This window comes from Microcoleus sp. PH2017_09_SFU_O_A (genome assembly GCF_020738625.1).
Taxonomy (GTDB): domain Bacteria; phylum Cyanobacteriota; class Cyanobacteriia; order Cyanobacteriales; family Microcoleaceae; genus Microcoleus.
This window is the reverse complement of record NZ_JAEQCF010000025.1, coordinates 1-17,904: the sequence shown is the minus strand read 5'-3', so window position 1 is coordinate 17,904 and position 17,904 is coordinate 1. Positions and strand designations below refer to the sequence as shown.

Annotated in this window: 18 protein-coding genes; 12 read left to right on the top strand and 6 right to left on the bottom strand. The window is 46.5% G+C overall.

Features of this window, described 5'->3' with window-relative positions:
• Positions 1 to 59: 59 nt before the first annotated feature.
• The 3 genes from JGK16_RS11910 to JGK16_RS11900 form a co-directional block, all read right to left on the bottom strand.
• Positions 60 to 674, bottom strand: a complete 615-nt coding sequence (locus tag JGK16_RS11910; protein ID WP_293183920.1) for a DedA family protein — start codon at positions 672 to 674, stop codon at positions 60 to 62.
• A 300-nt stretch (positions 675 to 974) separates the two neighbouring features.
• Positions 975 to 2,252, bottom strand: a complete 1,278-nt coding sequence (gene ahcY / locus JGK16_RS11905) for an adenosylhomocysteinase (RefSeq protein ID WP_293183917.1) — start codon at positions 2,250 to 2,252, stop codon at positions 975 to 977.
• A gap of 134 nt (positions 2,253 to 2,386) precedes the next feature.
• Entirely contained in the window at positions 2,387 to 3,073 is a 687-nt protein-coding gene (locus JGK16_RS11900; protein ID WP_293183914.1) for a VTT domain-containing protein, read from the bottom strand.
• A gap of 77 nt (positions 3,074 to 3,150) precedes the next feature.
• On the opposite strand from JGK16_RS11900, the gene JGK16_RS11895 reads away from it, so the two are divergent.
• On the top strand, positions 3,151 to 3,948 hold the full coding sequence (locus tag JGK16_RS11895) for a mechanosensitive ion channel domain-containing protein (RefSeq protein ID WP_293183911.1): 798 nt from the start codon (positions 3,151 to 3,153) through the stop codon (positions 3,946 to 3,948).
• A gap of 798 nt (positions 3,949 to 4,746) precedes the next feature.
• Here JGK16_RS11895 and JGK16_RS11890 read toward each other — a convergent pair.
• Positions 4,747 to 5,433, bottom strand: coding sequence for a PEP-CTERM sorting domain-containing protein (locus tag JGK16_RS11890; RefSeq protein ID WP_293190607.1), 687 nt, complete (start codon positions 5,431 to 5,433; stop codon positions 4,747 to 4,749).
• Between the two features lie 761 nt (positions 5,434 to 6,194).
• Positions 6,195 to 6,794 (bottom strand): sulfite oxidase-like oxidoreductase, encoded by a 600-nt coding sequence (locus JGK16_RS11885; RefSeq protein ID WP_293190608.1) that lies wholly within the window; start codon positions 6,792 to 6,794, stop codon positions 6,195 to 6,197.
• A gap of 436 nt (positions 6,795 to 7,230) precedes the next feature.
• Here JGK16_RS11885 and JGK16_RS11880 point away from each other — a divergent pair, with 436 nt between their 5' ends.
• From JGK16_RS11880 to psbM, 11 genes are all read left to right on the top strand, one after another.
• The gene (locus tag JGK16_RS11880; protein ID WP_293183903.1) at positions 7,231 to 9,789 is read left to right on the top strand and encodes a sigma 54-interacting transcriptional regulator; all 2,559 of its coding nucleotides are present in this window, start codon (positions 7,231 to 7,233) and stop codon (positions 9,787 to 9,789) included.
• 27 nt (positions 9,790 to 9,816) lie between these two features.
• Positions 9,817 to 10,059 carry a hypothetical protein gene (locus tag JGK16_RS11875; RefSeq protein ID WP_293183901.1) on the top strand — a complete coding sequence of 81 codons (243 nt, stop codon included), beginning with the start codon at positions 9,817 to 9,819 and terminating at the stop codon, positions 10,057 to 10,059.
• The gene (locus JGK16_RS11870) at positions 10,052 to 10,420 is read left to right on the top strand and encodes a type II toxin-antitoxin system RelE/ParE family toxin (RefSeq protein ID WP_293183899.1); all 369 of its coding nucleotides are present in this window, start codon (positions 10,052 to 10,054) and stop codon (positions 10,418 to 10,420) included. Before JGK16_RS11875 ends, JGK16_RS11870 begins: the two co-directional genes overlap by 8 nt.
• Before the next feature lie 45 nt (positions 10,421 to 10,465).
• On the top strand, positions 10,466 to 10,801 hold the full coding sequence (locus JGK16_RS11865; RefSeq protein WP_293183897.1) for a hypothetical protein: 336 nt from the start codon (positions 10,466 to 10,468) through the stop codon (positions 10,799 to 10,801).
• Between the two features lie 122 nt (positions 10,802 to 10,923).
• Complete coding sequence (locus JGK16_RS11860; protein ID WP_293183895.1) at positions 10,924 to 11,199, top strand: hypothetical protein; 276 nt, start codon at positions 10,924 to 10,926, stop codon at positions 11,197 to 11,199.
• The gene (locus tag JGK16_RS11855; protein WP_293183893.1) at positions 11,196 to 11,564 is read left to right on the top strand and encodes a clan AA aspartic protease; all 369 of its coding nucleotides are present in this window, start codon (positions 11,196 to 11,198) and stop codon (positions 11,562 to 11,564) included. The genes JGK16_RS11860 and JGK16_RS11855 overlap by 4 nt, the downstream gene beginning before the upstream one ends.
• Positions 11,565 to 11,835: 271 nt before the next feature.
• Entirely contained in the window at positions 11,836 to 13,314 is a 1,479-nt protein-coding gene (locus JGK16_RS11850; RefSeq protein ID WP_293183891.1) for a DUF512 domain-containing protein, read from the top strand.
• A gap of 140 nt (positions 13,315 to 13,454) precedes the next feature.
• Positions 13,455 to 15,356 carry a TolC family protein gene (locus JGK16_RS11845; protein WP_293190609.1) on the top strand — a complete coding sequence of 634 codons (1,902 nt, stop codon included), beginning with the start codon at positions 13,455 to 13,457 and terminating at the stop codon, positions 15,354 to 15,356.
• Between the two features lie 17 nt (positions 15,357 to 15,373).
• A complete protein-coding gene (locus JGK16_RS11840) occupies positions 15,374 to 15,499 on the top strand; it encodes a hypothetical protein (protein ID WP_293203105.1) in 126 nt (41 codons plus the stop codon).
• A gap of 205 nt (positions 15,500 to 15,704) precedes the next feature.
• Positions 15,705 to 16,001 carry a 2Fe-2S iron-sulfur cluster-binding protein gene (locus JGK16_RS11835; protein ID WP_293151570.1) on the top strand — a complete coding sequence of 99 codons (297 nt, stop codon included), beginning with the start codon at positions 15,705 to 15,707 and terminating at the stop codon, positions 15,999 to 16,001.
• A gap of 358 nt (positions 16,002 to 16,359) precedes the next feature.
• Entirely contained in the window at positions 16,360 to 16,473 is a 114-nt protein-coding gene (psbM, locus tag JGK16_RS11830) for a photosystem II reaction center protein PsbM (RefSeq protein ID WP_096829117.1), read from the top strand.
• Between the two features lie 98 nt (positions 16,474 to 16,571).
• On the opposite strand, the gene JGK16_RS11825 is transcribed toward psbM, so the two are convergent.
• Positions 16,572 to 17,426, bottom strand: coding sequence for a universal stress protein (locus JGK16_RS11825; RefSeq protein WP_293183883.1), 855 nt, complete (start codon positions 17,424 to 17,426; stop codon positions 16,572 to 16,574).
• Positions 17,427 to 17,904 lie beyond the last annotated feature (478 nt).

The following is a 17,904-nucleotide window of genomic DNA, read 5'->3' as shown; positions in this document are numbered from 1 at the left end:
TTTTACCGCACAGCAAAGCAGATGAACGCAGATAAACGCAGATTCTTTTGATGATGTCTTTATTTGCGATATTTTTCCTTCTGCATATTCTTTTTCACAACCCACAAAATAAAGCCGATGACAATAGTCACGGCAACTATTTTGGAAACGGGAGCGAGGTAATCATCTACAAGTGCATAATTTTCACCTAATTTATATCCGGCAAAAGTGAGGAAACTCACCCACAAAATTGTGCCGATTGTTGAGTAGACTAAAAACGGGATTAAAGCCATATTGTTGATGCCGGCGGGCAGGGAAATCAGAGTGCGAACTCCCGGTACCAGGCGACACAAAAATACGGCTTTGTTGCCGTGTCTGTTAAACCATCTATTTGATTTGTCAATATCTGCACCGGATACTGTAATCCATTTGCCATATTTGTCTGCTAAATTTCTCAAGCGTTCTTCGCTCAATAATTTGCCGGCATAGTACCAGGGAAGTGCTCCGAGAATGGTGCCGATTGTCCCTGCTGCGATCGCCAGGGTTAAGTCCATATCGCCCTTCGATGCGGTGAATCCTGCCAGCGGCATGATCAATTCTGAGGGGATCGGCGGGAACAAATTTTCTAAGAACATCAACAGTGCAATGCCGAGATAGCCCATCGACTGCATTGTGTTAGTTATCCATTCAACCATTTTGATTTAATAATTGGTAATAGGTAGTCAGTAGTCAGTAGTCATTAGTCAGTAGTTTGCTCGTTCCTAGGCTCTGCCCATTGGTGACAACTTAAGACTGAAAGCCCTGAGAAATGTCGTTTTTACCTGAGTCTAGATCCCCCTAAATCCCCCTTAAGAAGGGGGACTTTGAGAAGATTCCGGTTCCCCCCTTATTAAGGGGGGTTAGGGGGGATCTAGACTTCGACACAAACAAGAAAGACTATCGGTTTAACATTAACTTGCCAGCAATGGGATTGCCGCTACAACTCAATACTATGATTAAGTGCCCGAAGTCCAGGAGTTGGTGTACTCAATTTGATCGGGAGTCAAGGTATCAATGTAAATACCCATTGCTTCCAATTTGAGACGCGCGATTTCTCTGTCAACTTCCACAGGGATTGAGTGAATACCTGGCTCTAGTTTGCCTTTGTTTGTGACAAGATGTTCGGCGGCTAAAGCTTGGTTGGCAAAGCTCATATCCATCACGGCGCTAGGGTGTCCTTCGGCGGCGGCTAGGTTGATCAAACGGCCTTCGCCCAAGACAATAATCGACTTGCCGTTATTGAGACGGTATTCTTGAGTGAAAGAACGTACTGTCTTCACGCCAGTGCTTTTTGCACCGAGGGATTTGAGGTCAATTTCGATGTCGAAGTGACCGGAATTGCAAACCATTGCGCCGTCTTTCATGGTGTCGAAATGTTCGGCACGAATGACGTGTTTGTTGCCGGTGACGGTGATGAAAATGTCTCCGACGGTGGCTGCTTCGTCCATTGGCATCACGCGGAAACCGTCCATCACTGCTTCGATCGCCCGAATCGGATCGATTTCGGTGACAATTACGTTAGCGCCCATGCCGCGAGCCCGTTGTGCCGTGCCTTTGCCGCACCAACCGTAGCCTGCAACTACAATATTTTTACCGGCTAACAAAATATTGGTAGCGCGGATAATGCCGTCTAGAGTAGATTGACCGGTACCGTAGCGGTTGTCGAAGAAGTGCTTGGTGTCGGCGTCGTTGACGTTCATTGCGGGGAAAGTCAGCACACCGTCTTTCAACATAGCGCGCAGGCGCACGATGCCTGTGGTGGTTTCTTCGGTGGTGCCGATCAAGTCGGAAATTTGGTTGGGGCGGTGCTGGATCAGGGCTGCTACCACGTCGCTGCCGTCATCGATGATGATGTTTGGACGGTGATCTAGGGCTGTGTTAACGTGACGTTCGTAGGTAGCCGCGTCTTCTCCTCTCAGGGCGAAGACGGAAATGCCGTAGTCTTCAACTAGGCAAGCTGCTACGTCATCTTGGGTGCTCAAGGGGTTGCTAGCGATGAGTACAGCGTCTGCACCGCCCATTTTCAGCGCGATCGCCAAATGAGCTGTTTCTGTGGTGACATGGCAGCAAGCTGAAATACGGATGCCTGCGAAGGGCTTTTCTTTAGCGAAGCGTTCTTGAATTTGACGCAATACCGGCATTTCGCGGCCGGCCCACTCGATACGTTGCTTGCCCAACGGGGCGAGGGATAAGTCTTTGACTTCGTGTTTAATTTTGACGGATGTAGCTACCATTTATGTTATTTCCCAGAAATCATTCAACTTTGTTAGTTGTACCAGATTAACCTAGGTCGCTGCAAGTTCCCCGATTTATAGATATTGTGCCCGATCGACCTTTTTGACACACACCAGTCTCGCACTCCTCGCCATCAATCTTTTTTATTAGCGCGGCGTTCTTGAATTATATGAATAACTGAAGGCACAAAAGAAAGTACAATTATTACACCAACAATCGGCAGTAAATATTGGTCAACTTTGTCCGGAGGAATCATCTTTCCCAAAAAATAACCGAGTAGAGTCAGCCCCACCGTCCACACAAACCCGCCGATCAGGTTGTAAAACATAAAAGTTTTGTATTTCATTGCCGCCACTCCCGCCACTATCGGTGCAAAAGTGCGGACAATTGGCATAAATCTCGCCAGTACAACTGCTTTTTGGCCGTGTTTTTCGTAGAAGTTTTCGGTTTTATCTAAATATTCTTTCTTAAACAGCCAGGAATCTTCCTTGTTAAATAAGCGACGGCCCCAGCGGTGTCCAGTTGCATAGCCCACATTATCGCCAGCCACCGCGCAGACAAAACACCCAAAAATTAGCGTCCAAATATTCATAGAGTTTGGCCCCGACGCCACAATTCCCGCAGCAAATAGCAAGCTGTCTCCCGGCAGAAAAAAACCGAACAGCAATCCGGATTCTGCGAACACAATAGCCCAAATTCCCAAATAGCCGAAGGTTTTAATCAGTTGCTGCAAATCAAAATTCATCTTTCTGTTTTTCCGGGGAATGAACTCAGCAGTACATATGACATCTCGGATATCATTGTCTGTTGAATATAGCATAAACGAGGGTCAGGCAAAATAATAAATTAGCCAGCGATCGATATATTTACCTAAAAATTTTTAGTTCAAATTTAACAATGGGCGCCATAATTCAACAAATCCAAACTAGCTTGTTAAATCTGCTGGGTCAAGCGATCGAGGCAATGCCTTCAATAGCAGCGGCTGTGGTAGTTATTGTGCTGACGAACACGGCAGCAAAGTTTGTTAGCCTCGCAGTCTCGGCAGCTACTCAACAGACTGTCAAAAGTTTATCCTTGCGATCGCTCTTGGTGCAGATAGCCTTTGCCCTCACTTGGGCGGCTGGCAGTTCGATCGCCTGCGTCATTGCTTTCCCGGCTTTGCGTCCCGGAGACATCATCGGTTTGTTAGGATTGGGTTCAGTAGCTGTTAGTTTTGCCTTCCAAGATATCTTCAAAAACTTTTTAGCAGGCATCTTGATGCTGTTGCACGAACCGTTTCAATTAGGCGACCAGATAGTTGTAGAAGGCTTTGAAGGTACAGTCGAAGAGATTTCGATGCGTTCAACTCAAATTATGACTTATCAGGGAGAGCGAGTGATTGTGCCGAATGCGATCGTCTTTACCAATTCAGTGCGGGTACTCACTGCCATGCCACACAGGCGAACTGACTTGCCTTTAATTTTGGACTACGATACCGAACCTTCCTTGGCAATTGAAACCTTGGTCAAAGCTATTTCTGAAGTCGAAGGTGTTTTTTCGCAACCAACCCCAGAAGTAGATATTTCAGGTCTTAACGATGGTTCTTTGCATCTGATTGTCCGTTATTGGACGCTGCCGGAACTTTTCACAGGTGCGACGGACAAAAACCAGGGCTGTGGTGGCGATTCTAGCCGCGTGCGATCGAGCGGAGATTAAAATTCCTCAACCCGTACCCGTGAATTTGTATAAGTTACACTCCTCGAACAACTCTGCGTCAAATTCAGCTAGCGACGCATAATTAAGGATCGCAAATTAAATAATTTACACAAGTTTGTGGAATGGGCGTCCCGCCCGTCCAGAAAGGACGGGCGGGACGCCCATTCCACAAGAATAATAAAGATTGTAAGTTATTTAATTCTCATTCCTAAGCTACTGCCAGAGTGGGAGAGTGGGAGAGGGGGAGAGAGGGAAAGGGGGAGATGGGGAGATGGGAGCATCTCAATTTTTGCAAAAAGCATTTTTTATTCTAGTGCTGTCCCCGATCGCGTATTTTATAAGCCAATACGGTTGACTTAACGCTTTTTGACGAATGTCATCTCAGGATTTTCTAGGCAATACAGGCATTTCTTGAAAGTCAGATTGTTCTTAAGTCAACCGTATTGTTTTATAAGGAATGAGAATTAAATAACTTCCACAAGTTTGTGGGATGGGCGTCCCGCCCGTGCTTTTTGGACGGGCGGGACGCCCATCCCACAATAACAATTAAAATTGTAAGTTATTTAATTTGCGATCCTAAGCAAGCGAGTGGGGACAGCACTACAAATGCAAAACAGAGATTCTCCCTGCGAAACATCCTCTTCCCTCTTCCTTCTTCTTTCTTCCTTATTCCTGATGACTACTGACTAATGACTTCTTTCTTCAAGCAAAAGGCGAGCCGATTTCCCATCAGCGCGCCTGAAAATTTTATGCTTTTTTTGTCAAACGTAATTGAACAGATCGTTCCGTTTCAAAAAATTATCCAACTGTCTTGCTAGCGCGGCGGCGGCGGGCTGCAACCAAGCCGCCCAAACCGAGAGCCAAACCAGTCATGGTAATCGGTTCGGGAACTGCTTCTGCGCTGACGGTGAAGTCTTGGAAGTCTGCGTCGTTACCGCCACCGCGATCGTCAAAGGAGATCAGAGTGCCTCCGTTAGACAGAGAAGCTGTTCCATTTGTATAGCTTCCAGCAGCTTGGAAAGCGTTTGTTGTTTCTCTGCCGAGCGCTGTCCACAACGAGGATCCGCCAAACACGGCTTGTTGGGTGCCAGCGTTCAATGCCGAGGTCGAGTAGACAGTGCCGCCATCGCCGCTGTTGAGTCCCAAAGTGTAAACTTGATTTGCCAGGAATGTGAATACTGCTGTTCCCGAACCCAAGACTGTATTGCCCAAAGATCCTTTCCATTCGTTCTGGTCGCCATTGTCAGAGGATTTAGTTTCCGAAAACAGCGTGCTAACTAGAGATGTCACCGAGCCCACGCTGTAAATTCCCAAAGAGGAAGTGTAGCCACCGTGAGACTCTTTGAAGTTAAACTTGACATCTGTATTGTTGGCGAAGGTGATACCGTTGGTACCAAAGGAGAAGGCTTGGGCTGGAGATCCTGCCCCTAACAAAGCGGTGGCGACTGCGGTAGCTGTTAGGGCGGATAAGAGTTTGGTATTCATGACCTGATTCCTTGTGTTGCAATAATTAATTAATAATTTCATTATCTGATAGTTTGTGTTTGTTTTTTTCACTTTATGTGAATTTTGACCAACTCTTTATCAAGCCTTTACAATACCTTTATAAATGCTGTCGAGCCAATCGGTAAGCGGGCGATCGCTCCCTAAAAATACACACCAAAAATTATAAAAATTAGGGCTATAAACCTTGCACTCGCGGTCATGCGAGCGCTAACCCCCAACATAGATTTCGGTGAGTTTATCCTAATTTTTAATTTTCTTCCAAGTCTAAATCTTTAACAGCCAACACTTAGGTACAAACACTGTCAGTCTATTTTAGATTTTAGATTTTAGATTTAGTTGCACGATTGAATCTGGGAGATTGAACTCGGGTAGAAAATTTTGGCTTGTACCCTGACGCTCGTGCACGTGGGACGGTACCTGTTTTTGGGCAGGGTCACTGTCTGGGAATCTAACAGTTATAAAAGTTTTCTATTAATCCAGAAACTAGGAATATTTGTTGTTTCCGACTCGCGTATGGGAATTAAAGTAGTCGATCGCTCGGGTAAATTACTTACAAAGTGCGATCGTTTGGTTTAGGTCTTGTGGTTGAACAACACAGAGCCCGCACCGTGATGGATCCCAAAGATGCGATCGAGAGGGGCTTTCTGCTTTGAAAATTGCCAAAAAGCAGATTTCCATCAGAAAATACCATATATAGATGCGCTTGGCAAGCCCTATTCGCGATAGATCGTCAGATCGCATCAAAAAAGACCGCTGTAGCGTTCCTCAGCCCAAGGTTCGCCCCTGCGGTGGTAGCCGTTGCGTTCCCAAAAACCGAGTTGTTCGGTTTCTGTAAACTCCAGGCCGTTAATCCATTTCGCGCTTTTCCAGGCGTAGAGGTGCGGAACTACCAACCGCATCGGGCCGCCGTGATCGGGGGATAGCGGTTCGCCGAAGACGGTGTGGGCGAAAAAGTTTTCTTCTCGGAGGAAGTCGGCGATCGCAATATTAGTAGTGTAGTCGCCGTAGCAGTGTTCCAGGACGTGGAGGGCTTTAGGATCGACTTCTATGCTGTTCATAAAATCCGTGACTTTGACTCCCGTCCACTGCACGTCTAGTTTTGACCAGCGGGTGACGCAGTGAAAATCCGCAGTAAAGTTACTTTGGGGCATGGCCTGGAAGTCAGACCAAGTGAAGGTTTTTGGTTTTGCCAATCCCCAGACTTTAAATTCCCAAGTCTCAATGCTGACGGAGGGTGTATCGCCGTAAGTCAGAACGGGAAAGCCGTTGGCGAGGTATTGACCCGGGGGGACGCGATCGCTGTTATCTGATTCTGGCTTGCGAAAAAATTTGCCCTGCATTTATTCAAGCTCTACAGTAAATGACTGCAATCCTCAGTATAACTTAGAGACAACTACAAACAACAGCTTTACCGGTGGATGATTTACCGACTTTGACCGAAATTGCAACGCTTGATTTTTTCCCGTTTTCGCCACCGAAATGATGCTGATGAACATTGGCGAATTATTAAAATATTGCTGCCGCAAGTGGAGTTTGCGAGATCGTTTTAGGATGGCAACCTCAGCGACTGGGGAAACGTTTTCACGTGCAGATTGCCCGAGGATGCGTAGAAAAAATATATTAGAACTGGGAGTGTCGATCGCCTATACTGAAGAGAAAAAATTCACACCACACTAAAACTCAAAAGGCTAGTTCCAGCAGTTAATATTGATTGATGTAGCACAATGATATATCCTACACCAACTACCACGATTCGGCTTTCGCCGGCGCTAAGCGATGTCTACCGAAACATTAGTTAACTGGCTCGAAGAGAACACGGAATTAGGCATATTATCCCGCGATATCTTACAGGCGATCGCGCTGGAAATGTCCATGTCAACTTTTCCCCCGGGATTTCGAGTGGTAATCGAAGATACACCAGTCACCAATCTCTACATCCTAGAAAGAGGACAAGCCGATCGCTACCGCCGCAAACAACCGGGTTTAATGTGGGGGAGTAGTTTGTTACCGGGGGCGATCGTCAATTTATCGGCACTCCAGCGATCGCAAGCTGCGGATAGTAGAATTATTACTCGTACAGAATGTCAATTTTGGGTCATTAGTGCCGATCGCTGGCGCAATTTACTAGAAAGATATCCGCAGATTGTCGAAGCCTACGCCCAACGTTTGGCTGCGAAATTAGAGCAGTTAGAAGCAGAAATCGCCTACGAAAAAGAGCGTCAAAATGCCCTCCGCAGCTATCTAGTACCGCAGGCGAAACGGGGAGTCATTGGGAATAGCCGTTATGCGGTAAAATTGCGGCAACAAATTCGCACTGCATCGAGTGACGCGCGATCGGTATTAATCTCTGGCGAACCCGGTTTAGAAAAAGATAATTTAGCCGCTTTAATTCATTTCGGTTCAAGTCGCCGCAACGAGCCAATTATTCAGATCAAAAGTGCCTTGCTTCAGAGCAATGGAGCAGAATTATTCGGGCGTTTGGGCGGTAAGCCAGGGTTGTTGGAATGGTTGGGAGAAGGGACGTTAATTTTAAATGACGTTCAAGAATTACCCGCTCAATTAAGCCCCCAAATTCAGCAACTATTAAGCCAGGGAACCTATACACCAGTTGTCAGAGAAGGACAAATACCGCGGCCACCGCGTTCTAGCAATGCCCGAATAATTTTAATCTCAGAAATCGTCCAACCCCAGCTAGATAAGCTAACGCAACACAAGATTAAAGTACCGTCATTGCGGGTGCGTAAAGAAGATTTAGAAGCACAAGTCAACTATTATCTCAACATCTTTTGTCGCCAAAAGAAATTAGTCAAGCCCCAAGTCACGCCGGAAGCAATTCGCCGCTTGCAAGCCTACGATTTTCCGGGAAACTTGCAGGAATTGCAGGGAATGGTCGATCGCGCTTTAGTTCAAGCACAGGGAAGTCAGGTATTAACAGAAGAAGTGTTTTGGGCGCAGGCGGCGAAGCAACAAAAATTTCGACTCAATTTATTCAAGATATATCCCAAATTTCGGCAATTTTTACGGAGCGATTGGTATCCCGATCGCGTAAATTATTGGTTTACCACTTGGGTATTTGCATTAGTGGTAACTATCCTGTTTGTTGCTCCCCAAGATCGACAGCATAATTTTGCCCTAAATATCTTTTGGGCTTGGTGGTGGCCGTTAATTTTATTATTATTCCCTATCCTCGGGCGATTGTGGTGTGCTTTTTGCCCCTTTATGATTTATGGAGAAATCGTCCAAAAGCTCTCGCTGAAAATTTTTCCGCGAACTCTCAATAAATGGCCGCGCCAATTAGCTGAAAAATGGGGCGGCTGGTTTCTATTCGGAATGTTTACTTTGATATTTCTGTGGGAAGAGTTGTGGAATTTAGAAAATACCGCCTATTTATCCAGTTGTTTGTTATTGCTAATTACGGCGGGCGCGGTAATTTTTTCGCTGATATTCGAGAGGCGGTTTTGGTGCCGTTATTTATGCCCGATCGGCGGCATGAATGGATTATTTGCTAAACTCTCAATTATCGAACTGCGCGCCCAACAAGGAACCTGCGCGGCGGAATGCAGCACCTACCATTGCTATAAAGGAGGCGAAGGTTTTGGGGAAGGATTAACTACTAATGGATGTCCGGTTTATTCCCATCCCGCGCAATTAACCGATAATAAAGATTGCGTGTTGTGCATGACTTGCTTAAAAGCTTGTCCGCATCGATCGGTAGAATTAAATCTGCGCCCTCCCGGAATTGAATTGTGGACTACCCACGTTCCCCACGGTTATGAAGTTGCACTATTATTTCTATTATTAGGCGGAATTTATATCCACCGCTTGCCGGAGATAAATATTTTGTTGGGGCTGGGCATCAATTTAGAACAATTTTTACCACATTTAGGAATGTCAATCGCGGTGTTAATTATTCCGCCGATGATTCCGTTATTTGCCTATGCAGTCATGCAAGCAATTTATCGATTGGGAAAAGCAGAAACTCTCCCATTTAAAATTACTAAACCCCTTTCATTTGTCTGTCTCGCCTACGGATATCTACCTCTAGTTTGGGGCGGTAGTTTGGCTCACTATTGGCGATTGGGTTTGCAGGAAGGCGGGCGAGTGATTCCCGTAGCTTTTGCGACTTTCGGACAAATTAGAGATGATTTGCCGAGTTTTGTGGGAGATCCGGCGGTGATTAGTTTCTTGCAAGGTCTAACTTTAATTGTGTCATTGTTGGTGACGATATTTGTGACTCAGAAAATTGCCAAGCGATCGATTAAATCTTTGATGCCGCAGCATTTAGCGAGTTTGTGTTTGATGGTGAGTTTGTGGTATGCGATCGTGGGAAATTAATGTAAAATAAAACAAGGAGGATTTACTATGACTTCACAACTTCAACAAGCGATCGATCTTGCTCAGTCACTGTCATTGACAGAACAACTTGAACTACTTAAAACACTATCCGATATTATTCAACGCACCCATTCTCTGGAAACTCAAGCTGCAACAACAGAGGAAGATACAGATTTTTCACGTCTCAGCTTTCGCCAATCTTGGGAGCAAGCAATAACCGGACAAACCTTACCCCTTTCTCAACTGTGGGAGGGAATCGACGTTGACTAATTCTCCCCTTGTTGAGATTCGTCTCACACCTGAATTTCAGCGAAAACTGAAAAACCTCGCCAAGAAATACCGCCAAATTCCAACCAATATTCAACCTGTGCTTGAACAATTACAAGTTGGAGAATTTCTGGGAGATAGAATCCCTGACATTGGCTTCCCAGTTATGAAGGTGCGGATTAGAAACAGCGATACTCAAAAAGGTAAGAGTGGTGGTTATCGCCTAATTTACTGGATTTCATCAACCACGCTGATTGTTTTACTGGACATTTACTCAAAATCAGAGCGCGAAGACATTGAGATAGAGGAGATTCGTCAAATTATCAAAGGGTTCAGCACAACTCCTGAAGAAACAGATGCTTGAGTTTTTTCGTTTTAATCACGCAAGTAAGCCAGCTTGAAGCAAACTATGTCAATACCGAAAAAAGGAACAAGAAAAATCCTTGTTGACGGGGAGCCTTTCATCTGGCTCATCCGCAGACAAGCTAGTAATATGCAAGCAGACTACGGTTGCGGAAAGCTTCATGTTGCTGTCGAACACGCTGAAAATTCTGGTTCGGTATTAGTTATTATTACCGATCGACCTCACCCTCAAGATTGTCTTCGATCCAACAAAGTAATACCAGTAACACCCTCTGATGTAGCACAATGGATACGGCAAGCGATGCAACTCGGATGGCAGCCAATGCGATCGGGAATAACTTTTCGCGTGCAAATTGCAGGGCAGTGTATGGAAAAAATATAATGCTTTATGCTGTTGCCCAACATTAAGCATTATATTAAAGCTAATTCAGTTGATTTGGTAAATGTAAACATCGTCTGAAAGTTAAAAGTGTATAATTAAGTTGACAACCACAGAGAACTGCGATGACTATTCTGAAACCCCGTTATAGCAAGCAAGAGTTTGCACGACTTGGCGATGAGATATACGATCGCATAGTGCGATCGCAAGTTGAGCCGAGTAACAAAGGTAAAATTGTGGCGATCGATATTGAGACATCTGCATGGGAGATCGATAGTAACGAGATAGTTGCCTGTAGCCGACTCCGAACAAAGTACCCCACTGCTCAGATATGGATCGTGCGCGTTGGTTCAACCTATGTGCGTCGTTTTGGTGCCGGTCGCATCCAAAAAGCCAAATGATTACAGGAGTAGTTAACGGCGATTATGAACCAATTCTTCGCATATCCATCTACAGCAATAACGGTGAACTATACGAGCGAGATGCTGTTGTAGATACGGGTTTTAATGGCTGGCTATCTCTACCACCAGATTTGGTTGTTATTTTAGGATTGCCTTGGCAGAGACGAGGACGGGCAATACTAGCTGACGGCAGTGAGAGTATATTTGATATCTATGAAGCAACTATTCTCTGGGATAGTCAGCCAGTTACTATACCAATTGATGAAGCTGATTCAGATCCACTTATTGGTATGTCATTGATGGATGGCTACGAGCTAACAATTCAGATTGTAGACAGCGGTATCGTGACTCTCAAAAAAATATAAAGTCCAACAAATTACTACGCTCGATGCTGGGCAACAAAGTTGACAAAGCACGCTAATTGTGATAATAATATTTACACATTCAAATATATAGTTATCGACGCACTCCAAACAAAGAAACCCGGTTATAAACCGAGATATTCAACCGAGATAGAGGGCCTCAAGCAAGTATTTGGATAAAAACCTGGTTGTCGATCGCCACCCGTGCGTAAGTCCTAATCTCCCAAAAATTGTCAAAAATAATTTATTAAATATAAAAAATCATCGCGAACTTATGAGCGAATTATCAACCAGACCAGCCCTAATTACCAAAGTTATCCCCGACAGCATCTGCGCGGAAATGGGATTTGATGCCGGAGACTCCATCGTCGCCATCAACGGCCAAAAACCCCGCGACTTGATCGACTATCAATTCCTGTGCGCCGATGAATTTCTGGAACTAGAAGTTTTAGATGCTAAAGGCAAAACTCACAAGTTGGAAATAGAAAAAGAGTATGACGAAGACTTGGGTGTGGAATTTGAAACCGCCCTCTTCGACGGATTAATTCAGTGCAACAACCGCTGTCCTTTTTGCTTTATCGACCAGCAGCCTCCGGGAAAGCGCGAAACTTTATATCTCAAGGATGATGACTACCGCCTCAGCTTTCTTTATGGCAGCTATCTGACTCTCACCAATCTGACTGAAAAAGAATGGAACCGAATCGAACAAATGCGACTTTCTCCTCTTTATGTTTCCGTGCACGCTACGGAACCGGATGTGCGAATTCGCTTGTTGAAAAATTTTCGGGCTGGGAAGATTTTAGAACAAGTTAAATGGTTTCAAGAGCGCCGCTTGCAAATTCACGCTCAAGTTGTGGTTTGTCCGGGGATTAATGATGGCGAACATTTGGAACGCACTTTGTTGGATTTGGCAAAGTTTCATACTGGAAATATCCCGGCTGTAGCGTCGGTGGCTGTGGTGCCGGTGGGTTTGACTCGCTTTCGTCCTGCTGAAGATGAATTGATTGCTGTAACTGCGGAAAAAGCGCGGGAAGTTATCGCGCAAGTGCAGAAAATTCAAGCGGTTTTGAGTCAAGGGAAAGGCGGTAAAAAGGCTAATAAAAAAAGTTCAAAATTCACCCCCCCCAGCCCCCCCTTACTAAGGGGGGGAGAAGAGTTAGAAGATTTAGAAGATTTAAACTTCCCTGTGGTAAGGGGAAATTCAAAATCGCGCTGTATTTGGCTGGCTGATGAGTGGTTTTTAATCGCGGGTTTGGATTTGCCGTCGGCGGCGGATTATGAAGATTATCCCCAAATTGGTAACGGTGTGGGTTCGATTCGGCAGTTTATTGGGCAGTTTGAAACGGCTTTTGCTAAGCTGCAACCGCTGCCAGTTATTGGGCCGCGCCGGTTGGTTTGGGTGGTGGGAAATGCTGTTGAAAAGGCTTTTTTGCCGATCGCACAACAACTAAACCAAATTCCCGGCTTGTCTGTCAACATGGTGGCACTGTCCAGCCGCTACTGGGGACAAACTATCACTGTTACGGGTTTGCTCACCGGGCAAGATTTACTCGAAGCTTTGCAGGGAAAAGACTTGGGAGATGGTATCCTCCTGCCCTCGGTTATGCTAAAACAGGGGGAACCTCGTTTTCTTGACGACATGACCGTAGAACAGCTCGAAAAATCGCTGAAAACCCGGATTTTGCCGGTAAGTGGCGTAGAGGAACTAATCTCGGGGGCGATCGGTCTGGCAACTGCTGAAGTTCAATTGTAAATTTTGAATCAAGCCTTTACAAGCAAGACAAGTACGGTAATTGTGACTTGCAACTGTCGAGTTCAGGAACCAAACTAGAAACTTGAGACCTCAATCTTGCTCTAAAATTGTCTCTAGAATTGCAAAGTAATTAAAAAATTATGCGTGTTTTTCGTCAAATCGTGGTGGTCGGAGTGGGCGCTGCAATTACTTTCAGCAACGCCGGACAGAGTGCTTCAGCACAGCCTCCGGCTCAATCTCAGGACGGTTCCCCCCTTAGCAATCCGATCGAATTAGCGCAGAATATTCGATCAACCTCGAACACATCCTCAGAACCAACATCAGAAGATCCACAACAGTCGATCGCCCAAAACCCCCCAACCTCGGAGTCTCAGGAACCTGGGAAAGCTACGGCAGCAACTCTCCCAACCGAGTCAGACCAAGCATCAAAGCCCCAACAGGCTGCTCCGGCTGCCCCATCAACCCAGCAGCAGGAGTATTTGGCGCAGTCTCCAAAACCAGCACCGGCAAACAATCGGCAGAAACCTGTCCCGAGCAACCCCAACAATGTTCCGGTGCCGAATTTGCCAGCACCAGTTCCCCGCGGCACTCCGAATGAAACTTTCCCGCCTCTGACCCCGAAGGGCATTTTAGACACCAAGCCCCCGGCTTCCCTAGCACCCAACCCGAATCCGCTACAGTTTCCGACAAAGCCCGAGGATGTCAGAATCGAGGAAATTCAGTCAATTACTTTGCAGCAGGCGATCGATCTGGCCCGCCGCAACAGTCAAGTTTTGCAAATCGCCCAGAAACAAGTCGAACAAAATCGATCGGGCGTACGGGAACAGCAGGCTGCTTTATTTCCAGATCTGACTTTTCAAATGGCCGCAACCCGCCAAGTCAGCGCCAGCGGACAGATTGGGGTGCAGACTCGACTTCGCCAGAATGAGACTTTACCCGCCAGTCGCCAACTCCCGACAAATTCTCCCGAGTTTCAAAATTTCGGCACGATCGGTCTCAACAACACTTTACAGTTGAGCTACGATCTAGACATTTTCGGCCGCCGCACCGCTAATATCCGGGCGGCTAGGGAACAGTTGCGCTTTCGGGAACTGGATTTGGAACGCCAAGCCGAGCAACTCCGCTTCGACACTTCTGAGGCTTACTACAACCTGCAAAACTCCGACGGACAAGTTGCTATCCGCCAAGCTTCGGTGAGAAATGCCCAGCAAAGTTTGCGGGATGCGGAAGCTTTGGAACGCGCCGGGGTGGGAACCCGCTTTGCTGTGTTGCAGGCTCAGTCAAATGTGGCCAACGAAGTGCAGCAACTGTCCGTGGCCCGTCGCGATCAGCGAGTGGCCCAGCGGCGGCTGGCTGAGATTTTGAATATCAGTCAGTCGGCGAACTTGACGGCGGCTGACCCGGTGGAGCAAGCTGGCTCCTGGAGGCTGTCTTTGGAAGAGAGTATCGTGCAGGCTTTTAAGAATCGCCCTGAGTTGGAACAGCAGTTAGTACAGAGGAATATCAGCCAGCAACAAAGGCGATCGATTCGGGCGGGGGGGCTACCTCAAGTTAATGTCACTGGTTCCTACAACTTTCAAGGGCTAACTACTGACGATACAAGACCGTTTTCAACTCGCGGCTGGGCGAGTGGGTATGCGGTACAAGCCAATTTGACTTGGAATTTCTTCGACGGGGGCGCGGTGAAGGCGAGGGTGAAACAGCGGGATGCCGATATCTCGATCGCCGAAAGTCGATTTGACCAAATCCGCAACCAGGTGCGCCGAGAAGTTGAACAAGCTTATTTTGGTTTGGAGTCGAGTTTTGAGAATATCGAAACTTCTGAAGCCGGAGTTTTGCAGTCGAGGGAAGCTTTGCGTCTGGCCAGACTCCGGTTTCAAGCTGGCGTCGGCACTCAGACGGATGTGATTCAGGCGGAAACGGATTTGACTAGGGCTGAGAGAAACCGATTGTCGGCAATTGTCAACTACAACCTGGGGCTTTCGTCTCTCCAGCGCGCTGTGAGCAATCTTCCCACTAATAACCTCTCGGATGCTCCTTGAGGTTAGGTTGGGTTGGGTTGGATTGGGTTCGTTCGGGCGATCGACCTTTTACCGCCAACGGCATTGGGCATCGTGTATTTGGCAACTCAAAACTAAAACCCAGAAATCCGGTTTCTGGGCAAAATATTCGTTTGGCGGCGTGAAATCTAGGAATAAACCGAGTTTCTGACCCCGCACGCCGAGCGTCATGTCAAAATCACCAATGCAAAAATCTGGCTCCTGATTTTTGCATTTTGAGTTGCCCCACGACCAATTTCTACTTTCTGCGCCCTAAATATTCTTAATAACCGACACATTAGTTAATATTTTGTAATAGAGTTCTGTGTCAACTGCGTTAAAGGATCGGCAATGGCTAATATCAAGTTTGTGAAGGAAAATCAGGAAGTCATCGCAGCAGACGGAGCAAATTTGAGATTCAAAGCTCTAGAAAACCGCATCGACTTATACACGTTTTCGGGAAAGATGATGAATTGCGGGGGCATCGGTCAATGCGGTACCTGCATTGTGGAAATTGTCGAGGGTAGTGAAAATCTGTCGCCCCGCACTGACTTTGAGAACCGCAAGCTCAAGAAAAAGCCGGAAAACTATCGGTTGGCTTGTCAAACCATGGTCAACGGCCCGGTGAGCGTCAAGACTAAGCCGTAGCTGGGGTTGGCGAAGCAAGAAGCAAGAAGGCTTCGCGAGCGGGTAAAAAGAGCGATGAGGGAAGAGGTTCGAGGGAAGAAGCAGACATTCTCCTGCTCTCGGACTCTCCGGGTGCATCGAACGTGCAAGCATTTGTAGTGCGAGCGTCCCCGCTCGCGTGCTTTACACAGCACGCGAGCGGGGACGCTCGCACTATAAAAAAACATCCTTTTTGCGAAAATGGGATGCTCTGAGACTCTCCCAAGCTTCGAGGCTCCGGCTCTGTGGCGCTCCTTCTGTCTTCCAGTTTCCCTTTTGCCTTTGAGTGGTATTCTAGTTGTGTGTATTTTCATATTTTCCGATAGAGGCGGGGGTCTTCATGGAAGTTAATCAGCTAGGGTTTGTGGCAACCATTCTGTTTGTATTGGTTCCCAGTGTTTTTCTAATCATTTTGTACATTCAAACAGCTAGTCGCGAAGGCAGAAAAGATTAGTAATTTCTGCTATTTTTGTCTAGCTTTGTGCATTGTCAAAAAAAGCGCCAACAGTTTTTTGCTGGGGCGCTTTTTTGTTAGCTGTTAGTGTCGAGAGTTTAGCTGACGATCGTCCGGGCTAGCAAGACGGGACAGTTGGCGTAGACTCGCACGTAATCTGATAGGGAATTTCCTAGGAGTCGATCGAGATCCAGGAAATTTTTAGCAACGTTTGGCCGCCGATCCGGGGAACCGATGACCAACAAATCTGCATTCACTTCCTCTGCAATCTGACAAATTGCTTCACCGGGCTTACCTGTAGCACTCACGCAACGGTAGCTAACTCCCATTTGTTTCGCCAGTGCTACTCCCTCAGCCAATACGGGGTCTTTTTCAGCATTTGCTGTCACATCTTCGGTGTATTTTCCCGTCAAATCTTTGGTGACGTGTACTAGAATTATCTGCCCGCCACTCACTTCTTTAACCAAAGATAGCGCAAGCTGCAATGACTGTTTGGCAGATTCTGACTTGTCGAGCGCCACCATGACGCGCCTAATTTTTTTGACGTAGATGTCGTCTTTTACTAACAACATCGGTCTCGATGTTAGCTGGAAAACGTACTGACTGACTGAGTTTTCCAAAATCGATTGCAGCCGTCCAAATCCCCGCGAACCCATAATCACTAAGTCGGATTGTTCTTCTTCTGCGACTTGGCAAACTGTGGTTTTCGGGTCTCCCTGTTTCAGCCGCGGATTGACTTTGCTGGGATCTATTTTCAAAGACTGCACTGCTTGTGCTAAAATCTTCCCTCCTTCTTCCAACTTGTCGGCCATGCCATCGGAAGTTACTTGCTGCGGCACGACGTGCAAAACGGTGACAGAGCTTTGTTGCAAGGAAGGGATGTCCATCAACATATTAAACATCTCTTCGCACAAGCCGCGACCGGCGACGGCTACTAAAATTTTTTCTATCATGGTTTTTGGTGTGAAAACAGTTGAGTTTTGTTGTGGGGCGCTCTTACTAGGGCGTTGTTATACCAATTTAATGTGAAGTTGCACATATCTTGATCCCCCTAAATCCCCCTTAAGAAGGGGGACTTTGAGCGGAATCTTGTCCCCCCCTTATTAAGGGGGGCTAGGGGGGATCGGATTCTATGCAGCTTCATAAAAAATTGGTATTACTCTAGTGGGTTAATGTTAAGCATAAGCCTGAAGTTTGCTTTATGATTTGTAGAAATGTAGCGTTTTGGAACAATTTGTAACGTGTTAGAGAACGATCGAACTCAACCAGAACTTGCAGCGGCTGGCGCTATTCAAAAGCGGTCGGGGATGATGGACTCGGAGGGCTGGTTTGGGTGTTGCTTAATCAGGGTATGAAAAAAATAAGTTGAAAATTCCCAAGCTTTGTCGATACTGGTTTCTCTGACTGGCATATTTAGCCTTTCATACCGTC

Excerpts from the sequence above, each read along its gene's own strand:
- JGK16_RS11885 (WP_293190608.1), bottom strand. The coding sequence starts at position 6,794 with ATGCAGGGCAAATTTTTTCGCAAGCCAGAATCAGATAACAGCGATCGC.
- JGK16_RS11855 (WP_293183893.1), top strand. The coding sequence starts at position 11,196 with ATGATTACAGGAGTAGTTAACGGCGATTATGAACCAATTCTTCGCATA.
- JGK16_RS11895 (WP_293183911.1), top strand. The coding sequence starts at position 3,151 with ATGGGCGCCATAATTCAACAAATCCAAACTAGCTTGTTAAATCTGCTG.
- JGK16_RS11875 (WP_293183901.1), top strand. The coding sequence starts at position 9,817 with ATGACTTCACAACTTCAACAAGCGATCGATCTTGCTCAGTCACTGTCA.
- psbM (WP_096829117.1), top strand. The coding sequence starts at position 16,360 with ATGGAAGTTAATCAGCTAGGGTTTGTGGCAACCATTCTGTTTGTATTG.
- JGK16_RS11825 (WP_293183883.1), bottom strand. The coding sequence starts at position 17,426 with ATGATAGAAAAAATTTTAGTAGCCGTCGCCGGTCGCGGCTTGTGCGAA.
- JGK16_RS11835 (WP_293151570.1), top strand. The coding sequence starts at position 15,705 with ATGGCTAATATCAAGTTTGTGAAGGAAAATCAGGAAGTCATCGCAGCA.
- JGK16_RS11865 (WP_293183897.1), top strand. The coding sequence starts at position 10,466 with ATGTCAATACCGAAAAAAGGAACAAGAAAAATCCTTGTTGACGGGGAG.
- JGK16_RS11890 (WP_293190607.1), bottom strand. The coding sequence starts at position 5,433 with ATGAATACCAAACTCTTATCCGCCCTAACAGCTACCGCAGTCGCCACC.
- ahcY (WP_293183917.1), bottom strand. The coding sequence starts at position 2,252 with ATGGTAGCTACATCCGTCAAAATTAAACACGAAGTCAAAGACTTATCC.
- JGK16_RS11850 (WP_293183891.1), top strand. The coding sequence starts at position 11,836 with ATGAGCGAATTATCAACCAGACCAGCCCTAATTACCAAAGTTATCCCC.
- JGK16_RS11880 (WP_293183903.1), top strand. The coding sequence starts at position 7,231 with ATGTCTACCGAAACATTAGTTAACTGGCTCGAAGAGAACACGGAATTA.
- JGK16_RS11900 (WP_293183914.1), bottom strand. The coding sequence starts at position 3,073 with ATGCTATATTCAACAGACAATGATATCCGAGATGTCATATGTACTGCT.
- JGK16_RS11860 (WP_293183895.1), top strand. The coding sequence starts at position 10,924 with ATGACTATTCTGAAACCCCGTTATAGCAAGCAAGAGTTTGCACGACTT.
- JGK16_RS11845 (WP_293190609.1), top strand. The coding sequence starts at position 13,455 with ATGCGTGTTTTTCGTCAAATCGTGGTGGTCGGAGTGGGCGCTGCAATT.
- JGK16_RS11910 (WP_293183920.1), bottom strand. The coding sequence starts at position 674 with ATGGTTGAATGGATAACTAACACAATGCAGTCGATGGGCTATCTCGGC.